We start from the raw sequence: 21,379 nt of genomic DNA on the forward strand, positions 1-21,379 counted from the left end.
CGTTATTGGTGCGTGACGACGATAAGGCGAAGCGCGTCCAGACGCCAGCTAGCCTGATTAAGACTTTCCAGCACCTGTTGACGGTTACTGTCGATAGCGGCAAGTTCGTCATCGCGAATGTTCGGGTTGACGGCGCGCAGCGCTTCCAGACGCGACAGTTCTCCGGACAGCTTTTCATCCGCCTCGCGACGCGCGTTATCAATCAGCGCCCTGGCGGATTTTTCAATCTGGGTCTCGCCTAGTTGTAAAATAGCGTGGACGTCCTGTTGAACGGCATTGACCAGTTTGCTGCCAGTGTGGCGATTAACGGCGCTTAACTGACGGTTAAAGGTTTCAAACTCGACCTGGGCGGCCAGATTATTACCGTTTTTATCTAACAGCATACGGACCGGCGTCGGCGGCAGGAAGCGGTTCAGTTGTAGCTGTTTCGGTGCCTGCGCTTCCACGACGTAAATCAGCTCAACCAGCAGCGTGCCTACCGGAAGCGCTTTATTTTTCAGCAGCGAAATGGTGCTACTGCCGGTATCGCCGGAGAGGATCAGATCCAGACCGTTACGGATAAGCGGATGTTCCCAGGTAATAAATTGCGCATCTTCGCGAGATAGCGCGACGTCACGTTCAAACGTGATAGTACAGCCGTCTTCCGGCAGACCAGGGAAGTCAGGCACCAGCATGTGGTCAGACGGCGTCAGCACGATCAGGTTGTCGCCGCGATCGTCCTGGTTAATACCAATGATATCGAACAGGTTCATGGCGAACGCGATCAGGCTGGTGTCATCGTCCTGTTCTTCAATGCTTTGCGCAAGCTGTTGGGCTTTTTCCCCACCGTTGGAGTGGATTTCCAGCAGGCGATCGCGGCCCTGCTCTAACTGGGCTTTTAGCGCTTCATGCTGCTCGCGGCAGGATGTGATCAGATCGTCAAACCCGTCTGTTTCTTCAGGTGCCCCCAGATAGTTAATCAGACTGGCGTAGGCTGAATCATAAATAGCGCGACCGGTCGGGCAGGTGTGCTCAAAGGCGTCCAGCCCTTCGTGATACCAGCGAACCAGCACCGACTGGGCGGTTTTTTCCAGGTACGGGACGTGAATCTGGATATCATGCGCCTGGCCGATACGATCCAGACGACCAATACGCTGTTCCAGCAGATCCGGGTTAAACGGCAAGTCGAACATCACCAGATTGCTGGCAAACTGGAAGTTACGTCCTTCGGAGCCGATTTCGGAACATAACAGCACCTGCGCGCCGGTATCTTCTTCGGCGAACCAGGCGGCGGCGCGGTCGCGTTCGATAATCGACATACCTTCATGGAATACGGCGGCGCGGATGCCTTCGCGCTCGCGCAGCACCTGCTCCAGTTGTAACGCGGTGGTCGCCTTGGCGCAGATCACCAGCACTTTTTGCGAACGATGGCTGGTCAGATAGCCCATCAGCCACTCAACGCGCGGGTCGAAGTTCCACCAGGTGCCGGTATCGCCTTCGAACTCCTGATAAATTTGTTCCGGATAGAGCATATCGCGGGCGCGATCTTCCGCGCTTTTACGCGCGCCCATAATGCCGGAGACCTTAATGGCAGTCTGATACTGGGTCGGCAACGGCAGTTTTACCGTATGCAGTTCACGTTTCGGGAACCCCTTGACGCCGTTACGGGTGTTGCGGAACAGAACGCGGCTAGTGCCGTGGCGATCCATTAGCATCGACACCAGTTCCTGACGGGCGGCCTGCGCGTCGTCGCGATCGCTATTAGCCGCCTGCAACAGCGGTTCGATATCCTGTTCGCCGATCAGATCGCCCAGCCTGTTCAGTTCGTCGTTGCTGAGCTTATTGCCTGCCAGCAGCATGGCCACCGCATCGGCGACAGGACGGTAGTTTTTCTGTTCTTCGACAAACTGTGCGAAATCGTGGAAACGGTTCGGATCGAGCAGGCGCAGACGGGCGAAATGGCTTTCCATCCCCAGTTGTTCCGGCGTGGCGGTCAGCAGCAGCACGCCCGGCACGCGTTCGGCTAACTGTTCGATGGCCATATATTCACGGCTCGGCGCATCGATGCTCCACACCAGATGGTGCGCTTCGTCGACCACCAGTAAATCCCACTCGGCGTCGCACAAATGTTCCAGACGCTGCTTATTACGGCGGGCGAAATCCAGCGAGCAGATCACCAGTTGTTCGGTTTCAAACGGGTTATACGCGTCGTGCTGTGCTTCGGTATAGCGTTCGTCATCAAACAGCGCGAAGCGCAGGTTGAAACGGCGCAGCATTTCTACCAGCCACTGGTGTTGCAGGGTTTCCGGAACGATGATCAATACGCGTTCCGCCGCGCCTGATAACAACTGTTGATGCAGAATCATCCCGGCTTCAATGGTTTTCCCTAAGCCCACTTCGTCCGCCAGCAGTACGCGCGGCGCATGGCGACGACCAACATCATGAGCGATATTAAGCTGATGCGGGATCAGATTGGTCCGCTGGCCGCGCAGGCCGCTGTACGGCATACGGTACTGCTCGCTCTGAAATTTCCGGGCGCGATAGCGCAGCGCGAACCGATCCATTCGATCGATTTGACCGGCGAACAGACGATCCTGGGGCTTACTGAAAACCAACTTGCTGTCGAGCAGAACTTCGCGCAACGTCACATTGGTCTCTTCGGTATCCAGTCGGGTGCCGACATAGGCAAGCAGGCCATTTTCTTCTTTTACTTCATCAATATGTAGCTGCCAGCCTTCATGGCTTGTAATCGTATCGCCAGGGTTGAACATGACGCGGGTCACGGGAGAATCACTGCGCGCATACAGACGGTTTTCCCCTGTGGATGGGAAAAGTAAGGTGACGGTTCGCGCATCCATCGCAACAACGGTTCCAAGTCCCAGTTCGCTTTCTGTATCGCTGATCCAGCGTTGACCAAGTGTAAAAGGCATATTTTGTTAGGCTCTATATCTTTGATTGCAGGCATTACTCGTCATACCCAGGCGATAGCGCTGGATAATTGCAAGTATACGACCCCGCTACCAGGCTAATGTGGTAGTGGCGTTAATTAGGTCCAGGAATGGAAAGGGCGCTATGGTACTGGAAGGCGGCGCTTTCGTCACGCGTCAAAATAGCCCCAGTTGCCCGGTCAGTAGTGTAGCAAAATTATCCTCAATGAAGGGAAGAATTCCTTCCGCCACGGGTTGTAGCTGGCGGGTAAGATAGTGTTCGTAATCCAGCGGCGACTGCTGGTAATCCACAGGCTCGGGGCCATTAACGGTCCAGACATATTTTATGGCGCCGCGATTCTGATACTGCGCCGGACGCCCCCGCTTCAGGTTTTGTTCATCCGCCAGCCGGGCGGCGCGTACGTGCGGCGGGACGTTACGCTGGTACTCATCTAAAGGGCGGCGTAGACGCTTACGATAAACCAGTTGCGCGTCCAGTTCGCCCGCCATCAGTTTATCGATAGTCTCGCGCACATAGTCCTGATAAGGTTCATTGCGAAAAACGCGCAGATACAGCTCCTGCTGAAAGCGCTGCGCCAGCGGCGTCCAGTCGGTCCGCACCGTTTCCAGACCTTTAAATACCATACGCTGACTCTCGCCTTCCTGAATCAGGCCCGCGTAGCGTTTTTTACTGCCGGTATCCGCGCCGCGGATAGTCGGCATCAGAAAACGGCAAAAGTGGTTTTCAAACTCCAGTTCCAGCGCGCTGGTCAAATTTTGCTGTTGTAACGTTTGCCCCCACCATTCATTGACGTGACGCACCAGCATATGCCCGATTTTCGCTGCGTCTGCTTCTGAGTGCGCGCGCCGGAGCCAGACGAAAGTCGAATCGGTATCGCCATAAATCACGTCATAACCCTGCGCCTCAATCAGCGCTTTGGTCTGGCGCATAATCGCATGGCCGCGCATAGTTATTGATGACGCCAGACGGGGATCGAAAAAGCGGCAGGCCGTTGTGCCGAGTACGCCATAAAAGGCGTTCATAATGATTTTAAGCGCCTGCGAGAGCGGTTTATTGCCCTGACGTTTGGCTTCATCGCGCCCGTGCCAGATTTGGCTAACAATTTCCGGCAGGCAATGTTTTTCTCGTGAAAACCAGGCGTCAAGGAAACCTTCGGTACTGTGTTCCGGATCCGGCTGCGCCATGCCTTCGACCAGCCCGACCGGATCAATCAAAAACGTGCGGATAATCGACGGGTACAGGCTTTTATAATCCAGCACCAGCACCGAATCGTATAATCCGGGTTGTGAATCCATCACATAGCCGCCGGGACTTGCCAGCGGCGGCACTTCGCCGAGATTGGGCGCGACATAGCCAGCGCGGTGCATCCGCGGAAAATAGAGGTGTCCGAATGCGGCGACCGAACCACCGTGACGATCGACTGGCAGACCGTTGATCGTTGCCCGCTCCAGCAAAAACGGCATGATCTCGGTTTTATGGAAAATTTGCGTGACCAGCTCGCAGTCTTTCAGGTTATAGGTGGCGAGGGCGGGTTTATCCTGGGCAAAGCGGCGATCGATCTCATCCATACGATCCCAGGGATTATTAATGGATTTACCTTCGCCGAGCAGTTCCTGCGAGACTGCTTCCAGCGAAAAAGATGAAAAATTCCAGAACGCGGATTTAAGCGCATCGATGCCGTCGATAATAACTCGCCCTTTGGCCTGAGCGAAAAAAACGCCGTTTTTAAAGCCGTGTTCACGCCACTCCAGTTCGCTATTGTCACGTCCCAGTCGTAAAGGGATGCGGTAACGTTCGGCATGTTTTTGCAGCATACGCAGGTCGAACTGCACAACGTTCCAGCCAATGATGACGTCAGGGTCATGTTCGGTAAACCAGGCATTTAGTTTTTCCAGTAGCTGCGGGCGGCTGGCGACATACACAAGTTCGAAGTCCAGTTGGCGGGCATCGCCATTCGCCGGACCAAGCATATAAACGATACGCTGGCCGCAGCCTTCCAGACCAATGCAATACAATTCGCCGTGTCGCGTGGTTTCGATATCCAGCGATACCCATTTTAGCGGCGGTCGGTAGTCTGGGTGGGGTTTAAGACGCGCATTGCGGATAATGCCGTTGCGCATCTCGCCGTCTACCCAAACGGGCGAAGTAATAAAGCGCTCCATCAGGTAACGTTCCGGCGGGCGTATATCCGCTTCATAAACGGTGACGCCGTTTTCGCGCAGCATTTTATCCATCCGCATAAGCTGGCGATGAGTGCGGCAATACAGGCCAGATACCGGCTGGCGATGAAAGTCTCGTAGCTGGAGTGGCTTCAGGCGATAGTCGTTTTCTTTGTGCAGCAGCGAGACGGCAAGGGGGGTCTGGCTGGTCGGAATAAACGCCACCGACTCCTGTGGCGCCAGCGTCGCCTGCAAAGGGCCGTTGTCTGTCGCCAGCCAGAAAGAGACCTCTGTCCCTTGCGGCGTATCCCGCCAGTGCCGGGTTAAAATGAAACCTGCCTGCGCCACGCTGATTACCTGTCTAAAAAACTCACGATAATTATAACCTGGTTTAGCGCTGGATACTGTTATTTTGTACAGGCATATGACGTAAAGGACAGTATCCGTGGTCGAACGATCGCGACGTTCACGAATGAGTTCGTTCCCGGTGACGGGTGTGATGGCTATTTTAGCGGTAAAAGGCTGCTGGCGTCAGATATTTTTGTTAACGTGTATTTATCAATATAATGATGTTGGTGTATATAGCAAATGTAATTATTCTATAGCTGTTAATTTTGAATCATCTTTATTTACACATTTTATCTATAGGTTGACTGTTTTGTATCAAGTCTGCTTTCAGATGTTTGATATTTTCAGAATAGTGCTTATTAGAATCTGTTACTTATTTCTCGGATTAACAAAAAAGCGATATTTTTTGTTTGTTTTAATTAATGAAAAGTGTAAGAATTTTAGTTGAAACATCCGCACCATCAGGTAGAAATATAATATTTCAATTGACTGCTATGGTTAAATAAAAATGGAATACAGTGCGAATTCGTCGGGAACTCTCTGCATAATTTAATTTTTATTTTATGATGTAATTTTATTTTCACTTCCAGGTGCGGATGTTTTATCAACATTTGTGGTATTCGGGAATTATCTTTTATGAATGTGAATATGCAGGCATGTCTGATGGGGTACGATCGCTATCTCTTCGTCAATACTCAACGCGCCAACCCTTCTATAAAAACCGTGAGTAGATTTTTTGAGTATAAAACATGGACAGATCAGATTTGGCGTACCGAAATTATTGAAAACGGCAATGCTTTTTTTCACTGGCAAGGACACGACAGAAAAAACGGGCATCGGGATACTATTATTAACTATCTGCTAAATGGGCAACGCTGGCAGTCAACAATCGAAGATTATACTTTCTTCCATGCGTTGGAAGGAAAAGCGTTGCAGGGGCATTATGATAATATTATTGAATATGTGAGCTCTGATAATTACGTCTATCAAAGCGCATTTGCTGAATATATCACCGATCAGACTTCATCAACGCGCCCCAAATGGGACGCACCTTTAGGGAATTACTGCCCGTAATAGGCTTTTGCGCCGTGTTTGCGCAAATAATGTTTATCCAGAAGAGTTTGCTGCATGTCGGGTAACTGTGGCGCAAGCTGGCGGCAGAAGATCCCCATATAAGCCACTTCTTCCAGCACGATAGCGTTATGCACGGCATCCTCGGCATTTTTACCCCAGGCAAACGGGCCGTGCGAATGGACAAGCACGCCAGGCATGTGAGTGGCGTCAATGCCCTGTTTTTCAAAGGTTTCAACAATGATATTGCCTGTTTCCCACTCATACTCGCCATTAATTTCCGCGTCGGCCATTTTGCGAGTGCAGGGAATCGTACCATAGAAATAGTCGGCGTGGGTGGTGCCCGTCGCCGGAATCGACTGACCCGCTTGCGCCCAGATAGTGGCGTGGCGCGAATGGGTATGCACAATGCCGCCGATAGTCGGAAATGACTGGTACAACAGGCGGTGGGTTGGCGTATCGGACGAAGGTTTTTTTGTGCCTTCAACCACCTGACCGGTTTCGAGACTGACTACTACCATATCGTCGGCGCTCATAACGCTATAATCAACGCCGGATGGCTTAATCACCAATACGCCGCGCTCGCGATCGATGGCGCTAACGTTACCCCAGGTGAGGGTGACCAGGTTGTGTTTTGGCAGCGCCAGATTAGCTTCCAGCACCTGACGTTTGAGATCTTCTAACATACTAACTCCTGAATACCGGATGGCGCTTTGCTCATCCGGCCTACGAGGTTGGTGCGGCCTGTAAGCCGGATAAGGCGTTTACGCCGCCATCCCGCAACTATTAATGTTTTAAGCTGTAATACATGTCGTTCCAGCGCAGCGCGTCTTTAAAGCCTGGCAGGTGGGTATCGTTATCAATCACTGCGATTTCGATATCGTGCATTTCCGCGAACTGGCGCATATCGTTCAGATCCAGCGCGTGGCTGAAGACGGTGTGGTGCGCGCCGCCGGCCAGAATCCACGCTTCTGACGCGGTCGGCAGGTCCGGTTGCGCTTTCCACAGGGCGTTGGCCACCGGCAGTTTCGGCAGGTCATGCGGTGTTTTTACCGTGTCGATGCAGTTGACCAGCAGGCGATAGCGATCGCCGAGGTCGATCAGGCTGGCGACGATCGCCGAACCGGTTTGGGTATTGAAAATCAGGCGCGCCGGATCTTCCTTACCGCCAATGCCGAGGTGCTGTACATCGAGGAGCGGTTTCTCTTCCACCGCGATGGACGGACACACCTCCAGCATGTGCGAGCCGAGCACCAGATCGTTGCCCTTCTCGAAGTGGTAGGTGTAATCCTCCATAAATGAGGTGCCGCCCTGCAGACCGGTTGACATCACTTTCATAATGCGAAGCAGAGCGGCGGTTTTCCAGTCGCCTTCGCCCGCAAAACCGTAGCCCTGCTGCATCAGACGCTGTACGGCCAAACCCGGAAGCTGTTTCAGACCGTGTAAATCTTCAAAGGTGGTGGTGAACGCGTGGAAGCCGCCCTGTTCCAGGAAGCGCTTAATACCGAGTTCAATACGCGCCGCTTCTCGTACGTTCTGGCGTTTATCACCGTGGATCCGGGTGGCAGGCGTCAGGGTATAGCTGCTTTCGTACTCGTCAATCAGAGCGTTGATGTCACCGTCGCTGATGGAATTCACCACCTGTACCAGATCACCTACCGCCCAGGTATTGACCGAAAAGCCAAACTTGATCTGCGCGGCCACTTTATCACCGTCAGTCACCGCCACTTCACGCATATTGTCGCCGAAACGGCAGACTTTAAGCTGGCGGATATCCTGTTTAGAGACCGCCTGGCGCATCCAGGCGCTGATACGCTTATGGGCCTCTTTATCCTGCCAGTGGCCGGTGACGACCGCGTGCTGCTGGCGCATCCGCGCGCCGATAAAACCGAACTCGCGGCCGCCGTGCGCGGTCTGGTTCAGGTTCATAAAGTCCATATCGATGCTGTCCCACGGCAGGGCGGCGTTAAACTGGGTATGGAATTGCAGCAGCGGTTTGTTAAGGATACTCAGCCCGTTGATCCACATTTTGGCCGGGGAGAAGGTGTGGAGCCAGACTACCAGACCCGCGCAGCGATCGTCATAATTGGCGTCACGACAAATGGCGGTAATCTCATCCGGCGAGGTGCCCAGCGGTTTTAATACCAGTTTACATGGCAGTTTGGCTTCGGTATTCAGCGCGTTGACCACATGCTCGGCATGTTGAGTGACCTGACGCAAGGTCTTTGGTCCATACAAATGCTGGCTGCCGATCACAAACCATACTTCATAATTATCAAAAATCGTCATTGTCGTGTCCTTAATGAGTCAGGATTGCCTGATTGACCGGGGTTGTTAGCGCCGGTGTGGCAGTCGTAAGATAATGTTGTTCTGCGCTGAGCGCCCACTGTTGATAGCGGCGGTAAAGCTGTTCGAAGCGTTGCGCCTGTTCAGGGCGGGGATGCAGTGTGCGCTCTACCGCGCTCGCCATGTTTTGCTGGGCGGCGGGAATATCGGCATGTACTTTCGCGGCGACGGCGGCAAAGATAGCGGCGCCTAATGCGCAACACTGGTCGGAAGCGACGATCTGCAACGGTCGATTCAGTACGTCGCAGCAGACTTGCATAATGACCTGATTTTTACGGGCGATGCCGCCAAGCGCCATCACGTTATTGACCGGAATCCCCTGTTCGGTGAAGCACTCCATAATGGCGCGGGCGCCGAAGGCGGTCGCGGCGATCAGACCGCCAAACAACGCCGGGGCATCGGTGGCGAGATTGAGATCGGTAATGATGCCTTTCAGGCGCTGATTGGCGTTCGGCGTACGGCGACCGTTAAACCAGTCCAGAACGACCGGCAGGTGAGCCAGTGATGGATTTTTCGCCCACGCGTCGGTCAGGGCAGGCAGTAGTTGCTTCTGGCTGGCGTTAATCTGATCTTTCAGTTCCGGATGACGGGCGGCGAGCTGCGCCAGCGGCCAACTGAGTACGCGACCAAACCAGGCGTAGATATCGCCGAAAGCGGACTGGCCCGCTTCCAGACCGATAAAGTTCGGTACTACGCTGCCGTCAACCTGGCCGCAAATCCCTTTCACGGCGCGATCCCCGACGCTCTGTTTATCCGCAATCAGAATGTCGCAGGTAGACGTGCCGATGACTTTTACCAGCGTATTGGGCTGTGCGCCCGCGCCGACCGCGCCCATGTGACAGTCGAACGCGCCGCCGGAAATCACTACGCTTTCCGGCAAGCCGAGGCGCTGCGCCCATTCGGCGCACAGGGTGCCCACGGGCAGATCGGCGGTGAAGGTTTCGCTAAATAACGGGTAGCGCAGATGACGGTTAATGCACGGATCGAGTTCATCAAAGAAGCTCGCAGGCGGCAGACCGCCCCAGCTTTCATGCCACAGTGATTTGTGCCCGGCGCTGCAGCGGCCACGGCGGATATCCTGCGGGCGAGTGGTGCCGGAAAGCAGCGCCGGCACCCAGTCACACAGTTCAACCCACGATACGGCGGCTTGCGCGACGGCGCTATCCTCACGGGTGATGTGCAAAATCTTCGCCCAGAACCATTCGCTGGAGTAAACGCCGCCAATATAGCGAGAGTAGTCGAGCTTACCCGGCATATGGCACAGACGGGTAATTTCGTCGGCCTCTTCCACCGCAGTATGATCTTTCCATAGCACGAACATCGCGTTTGGGTTCTCAGCGAACTCCGGGCGCAGCGCCAGGACGTTGCCGTCGGCGTCAATCGGCGCTGGCGTAGAGCCGGTGCTGTCAACGCCAATCCCAATGACATTTGCGCGTTGCGCGGCGCTGAGTTCCGCCAGAACGCGTTTCAGCGCGATTTCCATTGATTCCATGTAGTCACGCGGATGATGACGGAACTGGTTATTCGGGCCGTCGCAATAACGGCCTTCTTGCCAGCGCGGATACCACTCTACGCTGGTGGCGATTTCGTCGCCGGTGGCGCAGTCCACTGCCAGAGCGCGCACTGAATCACTGCCAAAGTCGAGGCCAATTGCAATTGCCATCGTCTTACTCCATCCAAAGAAACAGATATGGAGAAACAGTAGAGAGCGGCGGCCAAAACCGTCAGGCAGGATTCGCTAATCTTATGGACAAAATTGCTAATGCTTTGCAAAGTGTGACGCTGTGCAAATATTCAATGTGGACATTCCAGCCATAGTTATAGACACTTCTGTTACGTAATTTTATCGCCCTCGCTGTACGTTTCTGTTACAAATCTCTTTTCACTGGCGGGGTTGATAGGTGCTTTCATCAATCGCAAGGACTCGCGGGAACGTAAGTGCTGTTGCCCTGGACAATATGGACAATTTGTTTGTTCTCTGAATATCGGGGGGAGGGAAATAATGGCTGAAACGCAAAATGATCCGCTATTGCCTGGATATTCATTTAATGCTCATCTGGTTGCTGGGCTGACGCCGATTGAAGCGAATGGATATCTGGATTTTTTTATCGATCGTCCGCTGGGTATGAAGGGATATATTCTTAACCTGACTATCCGCGGAGAGGGCATTATTAATAATAATGGCGAGCAGTTTGTCTGCCGACCCGGTGATATATTGTTATTTCCGCCAGGCGAGATTCACCACTATGGACGTCATCCGGACGCCAGCGAGTGGTATCACCAGTGGGTTTACTTCCGGCCTCGCGCCTACTGGCAGGAGTGGCTGGCCTGGCCGACTATCTTTGCCCAGACGGGCTTCTTCCGTCCGGACGAGGCGCGCCAGCCGCATTTCAGCGAACTGTTCGGGCAGATCATTAGCGCCGGGCAAGGGGAAGGACGTTACTCTGAGCTACTGGCGATCAATCTGTTGGAGCAGTTGCTGCTCAGACGTATGGCTGTCATTAATGAGTCATTGCATCCGCCGATGGATAGCCGTGTGCGCGATGCCTGCCAGTATATCAGCGACCATCTGGCGGACAGCCATTTTGATATCGCCAGCGTCGCCCAGCATGTCTGCCTGTCGCCCTCCCGGTTGTCGCATCTGTTCCGTCAGCAGTTAGGCATTAGCGTATTGAGCTGGCGCGAAGATCAGCGTATCAGCCAGGCGAAACTCCTGCTTAGCACCACGCGAATGCCAATAGCGACCGTCGGGCGCAATGTTGGCTTTGACGACCAGCTCTATTTTTCTCGCGTTTTCAAAAAATGTACTGGCGCCAGTCCCAGCGAGTTCAGAGCAGGATGTGAATAAAAAGTGAATGATGCGTCCGTAAAGATGTCATAAGTCGTAACTATTCAGATAATTGACGGCTTGACGAAGAGAGGCGGGGTAAGCAGAATCCTTGCTTCGTAACGCTGACGGACACACTATGCAAGCACTGCTGGAACATTTTATCACCCAATCCGCTCTGTATTCGCTTATCGCCGTGTTGCTGGTCGCCTTTCTGGAGTCGCTGGCGTTGGTTGGCTTGGTTTTGCCCGGTACCGTGATGATGGCGGGGCTGGGTGCGCTGATTGGCAGCGGGGAGCTGAACTTCTGGCATGCCTGGCTTGCGGGCATCATTGGTTGCCTGTTGGGGGACTGGATCTCCTTCTGGCTGGGCTGGCGCTTTAAAAAGCCGTTGCACCGTTGGTCGTTCATGAAAAAGAACAAGGCGTTGCTGGATAAAACCGAGCACGCGCTGCATCAGCACAGTATGTTTACCATTCTGGTGGGCCGTTTTGTGGGACCGACGCGTCCGCTGGTGCCGATGGTAGCGGGGATGCTGGATCTGCCCGTGGCGAAATTTATTGGGCCGAACTTGATTGGCTGTTTGCTGTGGCCGCCGTTTTATTTCCTGCCGGGGATCCTTGCGGGTGCGGCAATCGATATTCCTGCTGATATGCAGAGCGGTGATTTCAAATGGCTGTTGCTGGCGACAGCGCTGCTGCTGTGGGTAGGCGGTTGGTTTTGCTGGCGGCTGTGGCGCAGCGGCAAAGCGGCTGTCGATCGCTTAACCGCGTATTTACCCCGCAGCCGTTTGCTGTATCTGGCACCGTTGACGCTTGGGATCGGCGTGGTTGCGCTGGTGGCGTTACTCCGCCATCCACTGATGCCGGTGTATATGGATATTCTGCGTAAGGTCGTGGGTTACTGACGATTCTTTTGCCGGATGGCGCTGACGCTTATCCGGCCTACAAAATCAATCACTCGGATTTGATGCCTAATAGCGCCGAGGCGCTGGCCTGACCGCTTAATAACTCATCCGTTTTGCCCTGCCAGGCTATGCGTCCGTTGGCGACCACAATTGAGCGGGGCGCAATTCGCGCCGCATCTTCTACGCTGTGGGAAACCATCAGCAACGTAAGCTGCTTATCGCGACAGACCTCGGCGACCAGCGTCAGCATCTCCTGGCGCAGCGCGGGATCGAGCGCAGAGAACGGTTCATCAAGCAGCAATATGGGTTGTTCCCGCACCAGGCAACGCGCCAGCGCCACGCGCTGTCGCTGACCACCGGAAAGCTCGCCGGGGAGTCGCTCCAGCAGTGAGTCAATCCCCATTTGTTCGGCTATGTGGCGCATTTTCTCTCGCTGCGATGCGTTCAGCTTCAATCCCGGATTAAGCCCCAGGCCGATGTTTTGCTGCACGCTCAGGTGGCTGAACAGGTTATTTTCCTGAAACAGCATGGAAACGGGGCGACGAGAGGGCGGCGTAGTGGTGTGAGCTTCACCTGCAATCATCATGGTGCCGCTGGCAGGCGTAAGAAAGCCGGCAATCAAATTCAGCAGCGTACTTTTCCCGGCGCCGCTTGGTCCGAGTACCGCTACCTGCTCACCGCGCGCGATCGACAACGTAAAACGCATCGGCAAATGGTGATAAAGCCATGTAATATCAATCAGTTTTAACATTTCGGCCCGGTAATTTCTCTATGAGGGTAAATAGCGTAAAGCACAACAGCAACAGAATCAGCGCGGTCACCGCGCCGTCCTCGCTGCGGTAGGAGCCGATTTGCTGATACAGATAAAACGGCAGGGTACGAAAATTGTCGTTGCCGAAAAGCGCGACCACGCCAAAATCGCCAATCGACAGCACGCAGGCAAACGCCATCGCCTGCGCCAGCGGACGCTTCAGAGCACGCAGTTCAACTACTTTCAGGCGCGCTCCCCCCTCAATTCCTAACGACTGACACAGCATTCCGTAACGGGCGGTAATATCGCGCATGGGGTTTTCCAGTACTTTTAGCGCGTAGGGGATAGCCATTAGCGCATTGGTGAAAATCACGATACCGTCGGCGGATTCCGGTAAGCCAACGCTATTATTGAGCAGTAAAAAGAAGCCTGTCGCCAGCACGATCCCTGGCATCGCGAGGATCAACATCCCGCTGAGTTCCAGCGTTTGTCCGGCGAATACTTGCTGGCGTTGGCGTAGCTCGCGGCTACTCCACAGCAGCATCATGGTCAGCACCACACACAGAACGCCCGCCGCCAGCGCAATGCGTAGCGATGTCCAGACAGCCTGCCACAGAATGGGTTGCGCCAGCACCTCCGGCAGGCTGCGGTTGACGCCATCGACCACTACGGCGACCAGCGGCGGAAGCAGCAGCAGCAGCGCCAGCACGATTAATAAGGCGTCCGTCAGACGGCTGTGGAGACGATCATCAGGATCGTGCCAGCCCTGCGTCAGCGTCATCCCCGGCGCAATCGCTTTGCTCAACCGCTGGCTTAGCAGTACCAGCGCCAGGCAGCAGACCATCTGGATTAATGCCAGCATCGCCGCGCGGGCGGGATCGTAGTCATAGCTGAGCGCCTGATAGATAGCCAGTTCGATAGTGGTGGCCTGCGGGCCGCCGCCGAGTGACAGGACCGTCGCAAAACTGGCGAAGCAGAGCATAAAAATCAGCGCCGCGACGGGCGGGATTTGGCGGCGCAGCCACGGCCATTCGACAAAACGGAAAAAATGCCAGCCGCGTATTCCGAGCTGGGCGGCGAGCTGGCGCTGTTCGCCGGGAATATTTTCCAGTGACTGCAACAGCAGACGGCTGGCCATCGGCAGATTAAAAAAGACATGCGCCAGTAAAATGCCCTGCAAGCCGTAGGGGGAGAATGTCCACTTGAGCCCCAGCATCTGCCACAGAGAAGCCAGCCAGCCCTGACGGCCATACACGCTAAGAATACCGAACACGGCGACCAGCACCGGCAGAATCAGCGTCATGGCGCACAGACGCAGCAGCGCCAGACGTCCAGGAAAGCGGCGTCGATAAAGCGCGCGGGCGAGAAAAATCGCCGGGACTACAGACAGGACCGCGGACAGAAACGCCTGCCAGAATGAGAAGCGCACCACATGCCACAGGTAGCTATCCCGCCAGATTGTCGACCACGCGCCCGACGGCGCGTTCAGCCAAAGCGCCAGAAAGGCCGCCAGCGCGACGGTTATCATCAGCGCGGCGGCGGTAAGCCCTGGAAGCAGCCAGCCGGGAATTAACGGCTGACGGCGCGTTGCCATTCGCTAATCCATGTCTGGCGTTGAGCCGCAACCTGCTGCGGCGTAAATTCCAGCGCGGTGGCTGGCTTACTCAGTTGCTCGAATCCTGACGGCAAGGCGACTTGCGTTACCGGGTACATCCAGTTGCCGGTTGGTATGGCGTTCTGAAACGCTGGAGAGACCATAAATTTGAGGAATTTCTCTGCCAGTTCCGGCTGCTTACTGGCGACGGTACGCGCTGCTACTTCTACCTGTAAATAATGACCTTCGCTGAAGTTCGCGGCGGCATAATTGTCCTTTTTCTCTTCAATAATGTGATACGCCGGAGAGGTGGTGTAGCTGAGCACCAAATCGCTTTCGCCTTTCAGAAATAAGCCGTAGGCTTCACTCCAGCCTTTCGTCACCGTAACCGTTTTGGCTGCCAGTTTTTGCCAGGCCTGCGGCGCGTTATCGCCGTAGACTTTTTGCATCCACAGTAACAGCCCCAGCCCCGGCGTGCTGGTACGAGGATCCTGATAAATCACTCGCCATTTTTGATCGCTCTCGACCAATTCTTTCAGGCTTTTCGGCGGATTTTTCAGCTTGTTTTTATCATAGACAAAGGCGAAATAACCGTAATCGAACGGAACAAATGTGTCATTTTTCCAGCCGCCGGGCACCTTGAGCGCCTCATTCGCCACGCCGCTTTTGGCAAAGAGTGTAGTTTGCGTAGCCGCTTCCAGCAGATTGTTGTCCAGCCCCAGCACCACATCAGCTTTACTGTTCTTCCCTTCCATCCGCAGGCGGTTGAGCAGCGAAACGCCATCCTCCAGCGCCACCAGTTTCAGCTCGCAATTGCAGTCGGCTTCAAACGCTTTTTTCACCACCGGGCCAGGCCCCCAGTCGGCGGCGAACGAGTCGTAGGTATAGACGGTGAGAACGGGTTTGGCGAAGGCTGGCACCGCGCACAGGAGTAAAAGCGGAAGATATTTTTTTAACACTTTGCACCTCAGTTAAAGAGTGGCAAAGGACTTGAGAGGTAGCCTCAAATCCCTTCGCCGGCATTATCCGGATCAGGTTCGACGGGTATTTTCTCAGCGCACGCACAGGCGCGGCACCCCGTTGAGTTCGGCGTTAGTGTAGTGATTTTGTCGCCGGGCGGCAATCACGGGTCCGGCGGCGCAAACCACGCCGATTTAAAATCGAACCAGCCGAGGGTATTCATGCGCAGCCCACGCATACTGCGCTGTCCATGGATAATCAGCCAGTGGTGGATTAGCGGCACAATCGCTTTGCTGGCCAGCAGTTGCTGGCACCAGTTCGCCAGGTTCATCTCGCCAGCGCGCCACTGCGCGGCATCGCCCAGCCAGTCGCGCGGAATACAGTTTTGCAAGAGCGGAATTTCGCACAGATGCGCGAACAGCGAGAAATCCAGCGGCAGGGTAAAGTTAGCGCTGTTAAGCCAGATATCGCTTTCGATCTCGCCGGCGTGCCATTGATCGTAGTCGATCTCCTGAATATGCAGATGTACCTGATGCTCAGCCAGAAGCGCGCTCATGATACGGGAGATAACCCGATGCTCAATGTGCTCACGATAGAAGGTCAGCGTGAGGGTTTCCAGCCCGGCGGGTTTTTCGTCCAGGCCTGGGCGGGCATGATGCCAGCGCGGTAACAGCCCATAGGCAGGGAACCAGAGCTGCTGTAGCGGTTCATCGGCATGATAGAGTAAATTGGTGGGGGAGAGGACGTGGCTCACCCATTCTCTGACCTGCGGATGCGCGCCGCGCGGTGTTCTGGCGTCGAATAGCAGGTAATAACACCCCTCCTCCAGGCGGCTTTCTATCGCTTTTTCACCGCCTTGTATCGGCCCTTCCAGCATCAAGCCGCAGGCGGGTTCTTCGCTGATATCCGGCAGTACCCAGACGTTCACTTCGTCTATCAACGCCCGATAGCCGAAATAGTCATCAAATGCGAGTATCTTGAGCTGGTTTCGCGTATTACGCCGCACGGCATACGGCCCGGTGCCAATAGGATGGCTGGCGAAATTCGTCAGCGTTTCCCATTCTCGCGGCAAAATCATTGCCGGGACCTGGCCCAGCAGCCACGGCAGCCAGCGATCCGGCTGAGAAAGATGAATATCCAGCGTCCATGCGGTAGGGGAGTCTATCTTTGTAATGTGCGAGTAAAGCGGAAGCGTATTGATACGCGTCAGCGAGGCGATGACATCTTCCATCTCCAGCTCGCGGCCATGATGAAAATGAATGCCGGGGCGCAGGTAGAAGCGCCATAGTAAAGGGGAAATTTGTTGCCAGTGGTGAGCTATATCTGCTTCCAGTTCCCCATTTTCCTCATTTACCCGCGTGAGCGAGCTGAAAATTTGCCGGGCAATATGGGTTTCCGAGCGACGTAATGCGGTTCCCGGCAGTAGATTGTGCATCGGACGATAGTAAAGTACCCGCAGAATATGCCGCCCCTGCCGAAAACTGCGTCCAAGATGGGAAATCAGCATTTGCCTGACGGCGCTTTTATCGCCGACCAGTTGTACCAGTTGATCGATTCGATCTTGTTCCAGCAGGTCTTCCGCCCGCTGCTGTTGCAGCGCCAGTCCGGTATACAGGAACGTCAGGCGCGAACGCTTGCCGCGTCCAACCTCGGCTTCCCATGTCAGCCAGCCGCGCGCCTGCATCGTATTTAGCAGCGTGCGCATATGGCGACGCGAGCAGTTCAGTAGATCCGCCAGCTCGTTAAGCGTGGTGTCTTGCGTTTTACCGTCACAGCATTGCCATAGACGGATAAATTGTTGTTGCAGGCGACCTGAGGGCATAAAAGGGGAACTCCGAAGAAAAACTCAGCAGTTTTATTATCCCTATATTAGGCCAATAATATCTTTCGATGAAGCAAGAGGAAGAGGTCGCTATGCGCCAGTTCTGGTTGAGATATTTTGCCGCGACGGAAAAAACGTCCTGGCTGGCTTGCCTGAGCGCGCCGCAGCGCTTAAAAATGCTCACAGAACTGATGCAGTGGGAGGCGACCGATTGAAGCCAATTGCGGACATCATGTGTGACTGAGTATTGGTGTGGGCTATGGCCTAAAATCACCCGCCAGCAGATAATACCTGCTGGCTTTTTTTATTTCGGCTGCGCTTAAAGGACTTACTATGCTCTGGATTATGACGATGGGACGGCGTCTCAACGGGATTTATGCGGCGTTTATGCTGGTCGCTTTTATGATGGGCGTCGCCGGCGCGCTTCAGGCGCCGACATTAAGCCTGTTCCTGAGTCGCGAAGTGGGCGCGCAGCCGTTTTGGGTGGGGCTATTTTATACCGTCAACGCCATTGCCGGGATTGGGGTCAGTCTGGCGCTGGCGAAACGCTCGGACAGCCGCGGCGATCGCCGTAAGCTGATTATGTTTTGCTGTCTGATGGCGATCGGCAACGCATTATTGTTTGCTTTTAATCGTCATTACGTAACTTTAATTACCTGCGGCGTACTGCTGGCGTCTCTGGCCAATACCGCCATGCCGCAACTATTTGCGCTGGCGCGGGAATATGCCGATAGTTCGGCGCGCGAAGTGGTGATTTTTAGTTCAGTGATGCGCGCCCAGCTTTCGCTGGCGTGGGTGATTGGTCCGCCGCTGGCCTTTATGCTGGCGCTGAATTACGGATTCACCGCCATGTTCTCTATTGCCGCCGTTATTTTTGCCGTCAGCCTGGTATTGATTGCCCTGATGCTGCCTTCGGTGGCGCGCGTCGAACAGCCTGTCGATGCGCCGATTGCTCAGGGAAACGGCTGGCAGGATAAAAATGTACGTATGTTGTTTATCGCCTCCACGTTAATGTGGACCTGCAATACCATGTACCTCATTGATATGCCGCTATGGATAAGCGCTGAACTGGGCCTGTCGGATAAACTGGCTGGTGTATTAATGGGTACTGCGGCAGGGCTGGAGATTCCGGCGATGATTCTGGCCGGCTTTTATGTGAAGCGTTTTGGCAAACGGCGGATGATGATCGCCGCCGTGGCGGCGGGCGTGTTGTTTTATATCGGTTTGATCTTTTTTCACAGTCGGACGGCTTTGCTGTTGCTGCAACTGTTCAATGCTATTTTTATCGGCATTGTCGCCGGGATTGGAATGCTGTGGTTTCAGGATTTGATGCCAGGCAGGGCAGGGGCCGCCACGACGCTTTTCACCAATAGCATTTCAACGGGCGTTATTCTGGCGGGCATGATTCAGGGCGCGGTGGCGCAAAGCTTCGGCCATTTTGCCGTCTACTGGGTGATTGCGGCGATTTCCGTGGTCACGCTGGCCATGACCGGGCGGGTGAAAGACGTATAGAAAATGCCGGAATATCCCCGGCGCTGGAGACCGATGACAAACCCGGAGCCTGATAGCGCTACGCTTATCAGGCCTACAGAATATAGTGGCAACCTGGTGATATTGCATAACCTGTAGGCCAGGTAAGGCGTCAAGAATTACCGCATAAACGCCGGTTGTTTATTTTCGTAGGCGGCAATCGCATCTTCGTGTTGCAGCGTCAGCCCAATGCTGTCCAGACTGTTCATCATACAGTGACGGCGGAAAGCGTCGATCTCAAAGGGATAACGTTTGTCGCCGGCTTTCACGACCTGCGCGGCCAAATCCACCTCAAAGTGAATCCCCGGATTGGCCTGCGCCAGCGCAAACAGCTCATCCACCGCTTCTTCGCTTAACTTCACCGGCAGCAGTTGGTTGTTAAAGCTGTTACCGTAGAAAATGTCGGCGAAGCTCGGCGCGATCACCACTTTAAAACCGTAGTCGGTCAGCGCCCACGGGGCATGTTCGCGCGATGAGCCGCAGCCGAAGTTTTCCCGCGCCAGCAGAATAGACGCGCCTTGATATTCCGGGAAGTTCAGGACGAATGCCGGATTAGGTTGCTGACCCTGTTCATCCAGAAAACGCCAGTCGTTAAACAGGTGCGCGCCAAAACCGGTACGCGTGACCTTCTGCAAAAACTGCTTGGGGATAATGGCGTCGGTATCGACGTTGGCGGCATCCAGCGGGACAACCAGGCCTGTATGTTGGATAAATTTCTCTGCCATGATGGTTTCCTTATTTGATGCTGCGAATATCGGCAAAACGGCCCGTGACGGCGGCGGCGGCGGCCATCGCCGGGCTGACCAGATGGGTCCTTCCTCCGCGGCCCTGACGGCCTTCAAAATTGCGGTTGCTGGTCGAGGCGCAACGCTCGCCCGGATTCAGACGATCGTTATTCATCGCCAGGCACATCGAGCAGCCTGGCAGACGCCACTCAAAACCGGCTTCGATAAATATTTTATCCAGCCCTTCCGCTTCCGCCTGCGCTTTGACCGGACCGGAGCCGGGAACCACCAGCGCCTGTACGCCTGGAGCCACTTTGCGGCCTTTGGCGACTTCCGCCGCCGCGCGCAAATCTTCAATACGCGAATTGGTACAGGAGCCGATAAAGACTTTATCGATAGCAACGTCCGTTAACGGTACGCCCGGCTGTAAGCCCATATAGGCCAGCGCTTTTTCAGCGCTGGCGCGCTCAACCGGATCGCTAAAGGAGGCGGGATCGGGGATGATATCGGTGACGGAAATCACCTGGCCCGGATTGGTGCCCCAGGTGACCTGCGGCGCGATCTCTTCCGCCCGCAAGGTGACGACGGTATCAAAGGTCGCGCCGTCATCAGTCTTCAGCGTTTTCCAGTACTCGACGGCATCGTCAAAATCGCTGCCCTTCGGCGTGTGCAAACGTCCTTTTACATAGTTAAAGGTGGTTTCATCCGGGGCGACCAGACCAGCTTTGGCGCCCATCTCAATCGCCATATTGCACAACGTCATGCGGCCTTCCATACTCAGCGCGCGGATCGCGTCGCCGCAAAATTCAACCACGTGTCCGGTGCCGCCGGCGCTGCTGGTTTTACCGATGATCGCCAGCACGATGTCTTTGGCGGTAATGCCCGGCGCGGCGTTGCCCGTGACTTCAATCTTCATGGTCTTAGCGCGCCCCTGTTTCAGAGTTTGCGTCGCCAGTACATGTTCCACCTCAGAAGTGCCGATACCGAAGGCCAGCGCGCCAAACGCGCCGTGGGTGGCGGTGTGGGAGTCGCCGCAGACGATGGTCATGCCCGGCAGGGTGACGCCCTGTTCCGGCCCCATCACATGGACGATGCCCTGATACGGGTGATTCAGGTCATACAGTTCGACGCCGAACTCGTTACAGTTCTTAATCAGCTCCTGCATCTGGATACGCGCCATTTCGCCGGAGGCGTTAATGTCTTTGGTCTGCGTCGAGACGTTGTGATCCATCGTGGCGAAGGTTTTCCCTGGCTGACGTACCGGACGATGGTGCGCGCGCAGACCGTCAAACGCCTGCGGCGAGGTCACTTCGTGTACCAGGTGGCGATCGATGTACAGCAGCGGCGTTTCGTTTGGCGCCTCAAAGACCACGTGGGCATCAAATAATTTTTCGTATAATGTCTTCGCCAT

15 protein-coding genes, 1 pseudogene and 1 riboswitch are annotated in these 21,379 nt (G+C 54.9%); of the genes and pseudogenes, 5 read left to right on the forward strand and 11 right to left on the reverse strand.

The features are described from left to right. Window positions 1-2 precede the first annotated feature (2 nt). Both rapA and polB read right to left on the reverse strand, forming a co-directional pair. The gene (gene rapA, locus F4V61_RS11715) at window positions 3-2,909 is read right to left on the reverse strand and encodes an RNA polymerase-associated protein RapA (RefSeq protein ID WP_001116961.1); all 2,907 of its coding nucleotides are present in this window, start codon (window positions 2,907-2,909) and stop codon (window positions 3-5) included. Window positions 2,910-3,083: 174 nt separating this feature from the next. Continuing rightward, on the reverse strand, window positions 3,084-5,435 hold the full coding sequence (gene polB / locus F4V61_RS11720; protein WP_080160914.1) for a DNA polymerase II: 2,352 nt from the start codon (window positions 5,433-5,435) through the stop codon (window positions 3,084-3,086). Window positions 5,436-6,071: 636 nt separating this feature from the next. Here polB and F4V61_RS11725 point away from each other — a divergent pair. After that, window positions 6,072-6,492, forward strand: a pseudogene (locus tag F4V61_RS11725) (DUF4751 family protein). A gap of 4 nt (window positions 6,493-6,496) precedes the next feature. Here F4V61_RS11725 and araD read toward each other — a convergent pair. The 3 genes from araD to araB form a co-directional block, all read right to left on the reverse strand. Further along, window positions 6,497-7,192 carry an L-ribulose-5-phosphate 4-epimerase gene (araD, locus tag F4V61_RS11730; RefSeq protein ID WP_038396986.1) on the reverse strand — a complete coding sequence of 232 codons (696 nt, stop codon included), beginning with the start codon at window positions 7,190-7,192 and terminating at the stop codon, window positions 6,497-6,499. A gap of 100 nt (window positions 7,193-7,292) precedes the next feature. Next, window positions 7,293-8,795: an L-arabinose isomerase gene (gene araA / locus F4V61_RS11735; RefSeq protein ID WP_038396985.1), complete on the reverse strand. Its 1,503-nt coding sequence runs from the start codon at window positions 8,793-8,795 to the stop codon at window positions 7,293-7,295. Between the two features lie 10 nt (window positions 8,796-8,805). Further along, on the reverse strand, window positions 8,806-10,515 hold the full coding sequence (gene araB / locus F4V61_RS11740) for a ribulokinase (protein WP_080160913.1): 1,710 nt from the start codon (window positions 10,513-10,515) through the stop codon (window positions 8,806-8,808). Window positions 10,516-10,854: 339 nt separating this feature from the next. Between araB and araC the strand changes: the two genes are divergently transcribed. Then, window positions 10,855-11,700 carry an arabinose operon transcriptional regulator AraC gene (gene araC / locus F4V61_RS11745; protein WP_000852380.1) on the forward strand — a complete coding sequence of 282 codons (846 nt, stop codon included), beginning with the start codon at window positions 10,855-10,857 and terminating at the stop codon, window positions 11,698-11,700. 118 nt (window positions 11,701-11,818) lie between these two features. Continuing rightward, entirely contained in the window at window positions 11,819-12,586 is a 768-nt protein-coding gene (locus F4V61_RS11750) for a DedA family protein (protein ID WP_001148361.1), read from the forward strand. A 49-nt stretch (window positions 12,587-12,635) separates the two neighbouring features. Here F4V61_RS11750 and thiQ read toward each other — a convergent pair whose 3' ends face one another. The 4 genes from thiQ to sgrR all read right to left on the reverse strand — a co-directional run bounded on the left by thiQ (window position 12,636) and on the right by sgrR (window position 17,713). Then, entirely contained in the window at window positions 12,636-13,337 is a 702-nt protein-coding gene (thiQ, locus tag F4V61_RS11755) for a thiamine ABC transporter ATP-binding protein ThiQ (protein WP_080160912.1), read from the reverse strand. Then, a complete protein-coding gene (gene thiP, locus F4V61_RS11760; RefSeq protein ID WP_058819161.1) occupies window positions 13,321-14,931 on the reverse strand; it encodes a thiamine/thiamine pyrophosphate ABC transporter permease ThiP in 1,611 nt (536 codons plus the stop codon). Before thiP ends, thiQ begins: the two co-directional genes overlap by 17 nt. Next, window positions 14,907-15,890, reverse strand: a complete 984-nt coding sequence (gene thiB / locus F4V61_RS11765; protein ID WP_058344650.1) for a thiamine ABC transporter substrate binding subunit — start codon at window positions 15,888-15,890, stop codon at window positions 14,907-14,909. Before thiB ends, thiP begins: the two co-directional genes overlap by 25 nt. Before the next feature lie 31 nt (window positions 15,891-15,921). Further along, window positions 15,922-16,021: riboswitch (TPP riboswitch) on the reverse strand. A 33-nt stretch (window positions 16,022-16,054) separates the two neighbouring features. Beyond that, window positions 16,055-17,713 (reverse strand): HTH-type transcriptional regulator SgrR, encoded by a 1,659-nt coding sequence (gene sgrR / locus F4V61_RS11770; protein WP_080160911.1) that lies wholly within the window; start codon window positions 17,711-17,713, stop codon window positions 16,055-16,057. A 92-nt stretch (window positions 17,714-17,805) separates the two neighbouring features. Here sgrR and sgrT point away from each other — a divergent pair, with 92 nt between their 5' ends. Together sgrT and F4V61_RS11780 are read left to right on the forward strand one after the other, a co-directional pair. Continuing rightward, complete coding sequence (gene sgrT, locus F4V61_RS11775) at window positions 17,806-17,928, forward strand: glucose uptake inhibitor SgrT (RefSeq protein WP_058344652.1); 123 nt, start codon at window positions 17,806-17,808, stop codon at window positions 17,926-17,928. A gap of 118 nt (window positions 17,929-18,046) precedes the next feature. Next, complete coding sequence (locus F4V61_RS11780) at window positions 18,047-19,225, forward strand: sugar efflux transporter (RefSeq protein WP_079829326.1); 1,179 nt, start codon at window positions 18,047-18,049, stop codon at window positions 19,223-19,225. Window positions 19,226-19,362: 137 nt separating this feature from the next. Here the strand turns inward: F4V61_RS11780 and leuD are convergent, their stop codons facing one another. Together leuD and leuC are read right to left on the reverse strand one after the other, a co-directional pair. Next, window positions 19,363-19,968 carry a 3-isopropylmalate dehydratase small subunit gene (gene leuD, locus F4V61_RS11785; protein ID WP_080160910.1) on the reverse strand — a complete coding sequence of 202 codons (606 nt, stop codon included), beginning with the start codon at window positions 19,966-19,968 and terminating at the stop codon, window positions 19,363-19,365. A 10-nt stretch (window positions 19,969-19,978) separates the two neighbouring features. Next, a complete protein-coding gene (gene leuC, locus F4V61_RS11790; protein WP_079829327.1) occupies window positions 19,979-21,379 on the reverse strand; it encodes a 3-isopropylmalate dehydratase large subunit in 1,401 nt (466 codons plus the stop codon).

Origin of the sequence: Salmonella enterica subsp. arizonae (assembly GCF_008692845.1) — a bacterium.
Taxonomy (GTDB): Bacteria; Pseudomonadota; Gammaproteobacteria; order Enterobacterales; family Enterobacteriaceae; genus Salmonella; species Salmonella arizonae.

Coding starts and splice junctions, on each gene's coding strand:
- rapA (WP_001116961.1), bottom strand. CDS start 2,909: ATGCCTTTTACACTTGGTCAACGCTGGATCAGCGATACAGAAAGCGAA.
- araD (WP_038396986.1), bottom strand. CDS start 7,192: ATGTTAGAAGATCTCAAACGTCAGGTGCTGGAAGCTAATCTGGCGCTG.
- araA (WP_038396985.1), bottom strand. CDS start 8,795: ATGACGATTTTTGATAATTATGAAGTATGGTTTGTGATCGGCAGCCAG.
- araB (WP_080160913.1), bottom strand. CDS start 10,515: ATGGCAATTGCAATTGGCCTCGACTTTGGCAGTGATTCAGTGCGCGCT.
- araC (WP_000852380.1), top strand. CDS start 10,855: ATGGCTGAAACGCAAAATGATCCGCTATTGCCTGGATATTCATTTAAT.
- F4V61_RS11750 (WP_001148361.1), top strand. CDS start 11,819: ATGCAAGCACTGCTGGAACATTTTATCACCCAATCCGCTCTGTATTCG.
- thiQ (WP_080160912.1), bottom strand. CDS start 13,337: ATGTTAAAACTGATTGATATTACATGGCTTTATCACCATTTGCCGATG.
- thiP (WP_058819161.1), bottom strand. CDS start 14,931: ATGGCAACGCGCCGTCAGCCGTTAATTCCCGGCTGGCTGCTTCCAGGG.
- sgrR (WP_080160911.1), bottom strand. CDS start 17,713: ATGCCCTCAGGTCGCCTGCAACAACAATTTATCCGTCTATGGCAATGC.
- sgrT (WP_058344652.1), top strand. CDS start 17,806: ATGCGCCAGTTCTGGTTGAGATATTTTGCCGCGACGGAAAAAACGTCC.
- F4V61_RS11780 (WP_079829326.1), top strand. CDS start 18,047: ATGCTCTGGATTATGACGATGGGACGGCGTCTCAACGGGATTTATGCG.
- leuD (WP_080160910.1), bottom strand. CDS start 19,968: ATGGCAGAGAAATTTATCCAACATACAGGCCTGGTTGTCCCGCTGGAT.
- leuC (WP_079829327.1), bottom strand. CDS start 21,379: ATGGCGAAGACATTATACGAAAAATTATTTGATGCCCACGTGGTCTTT.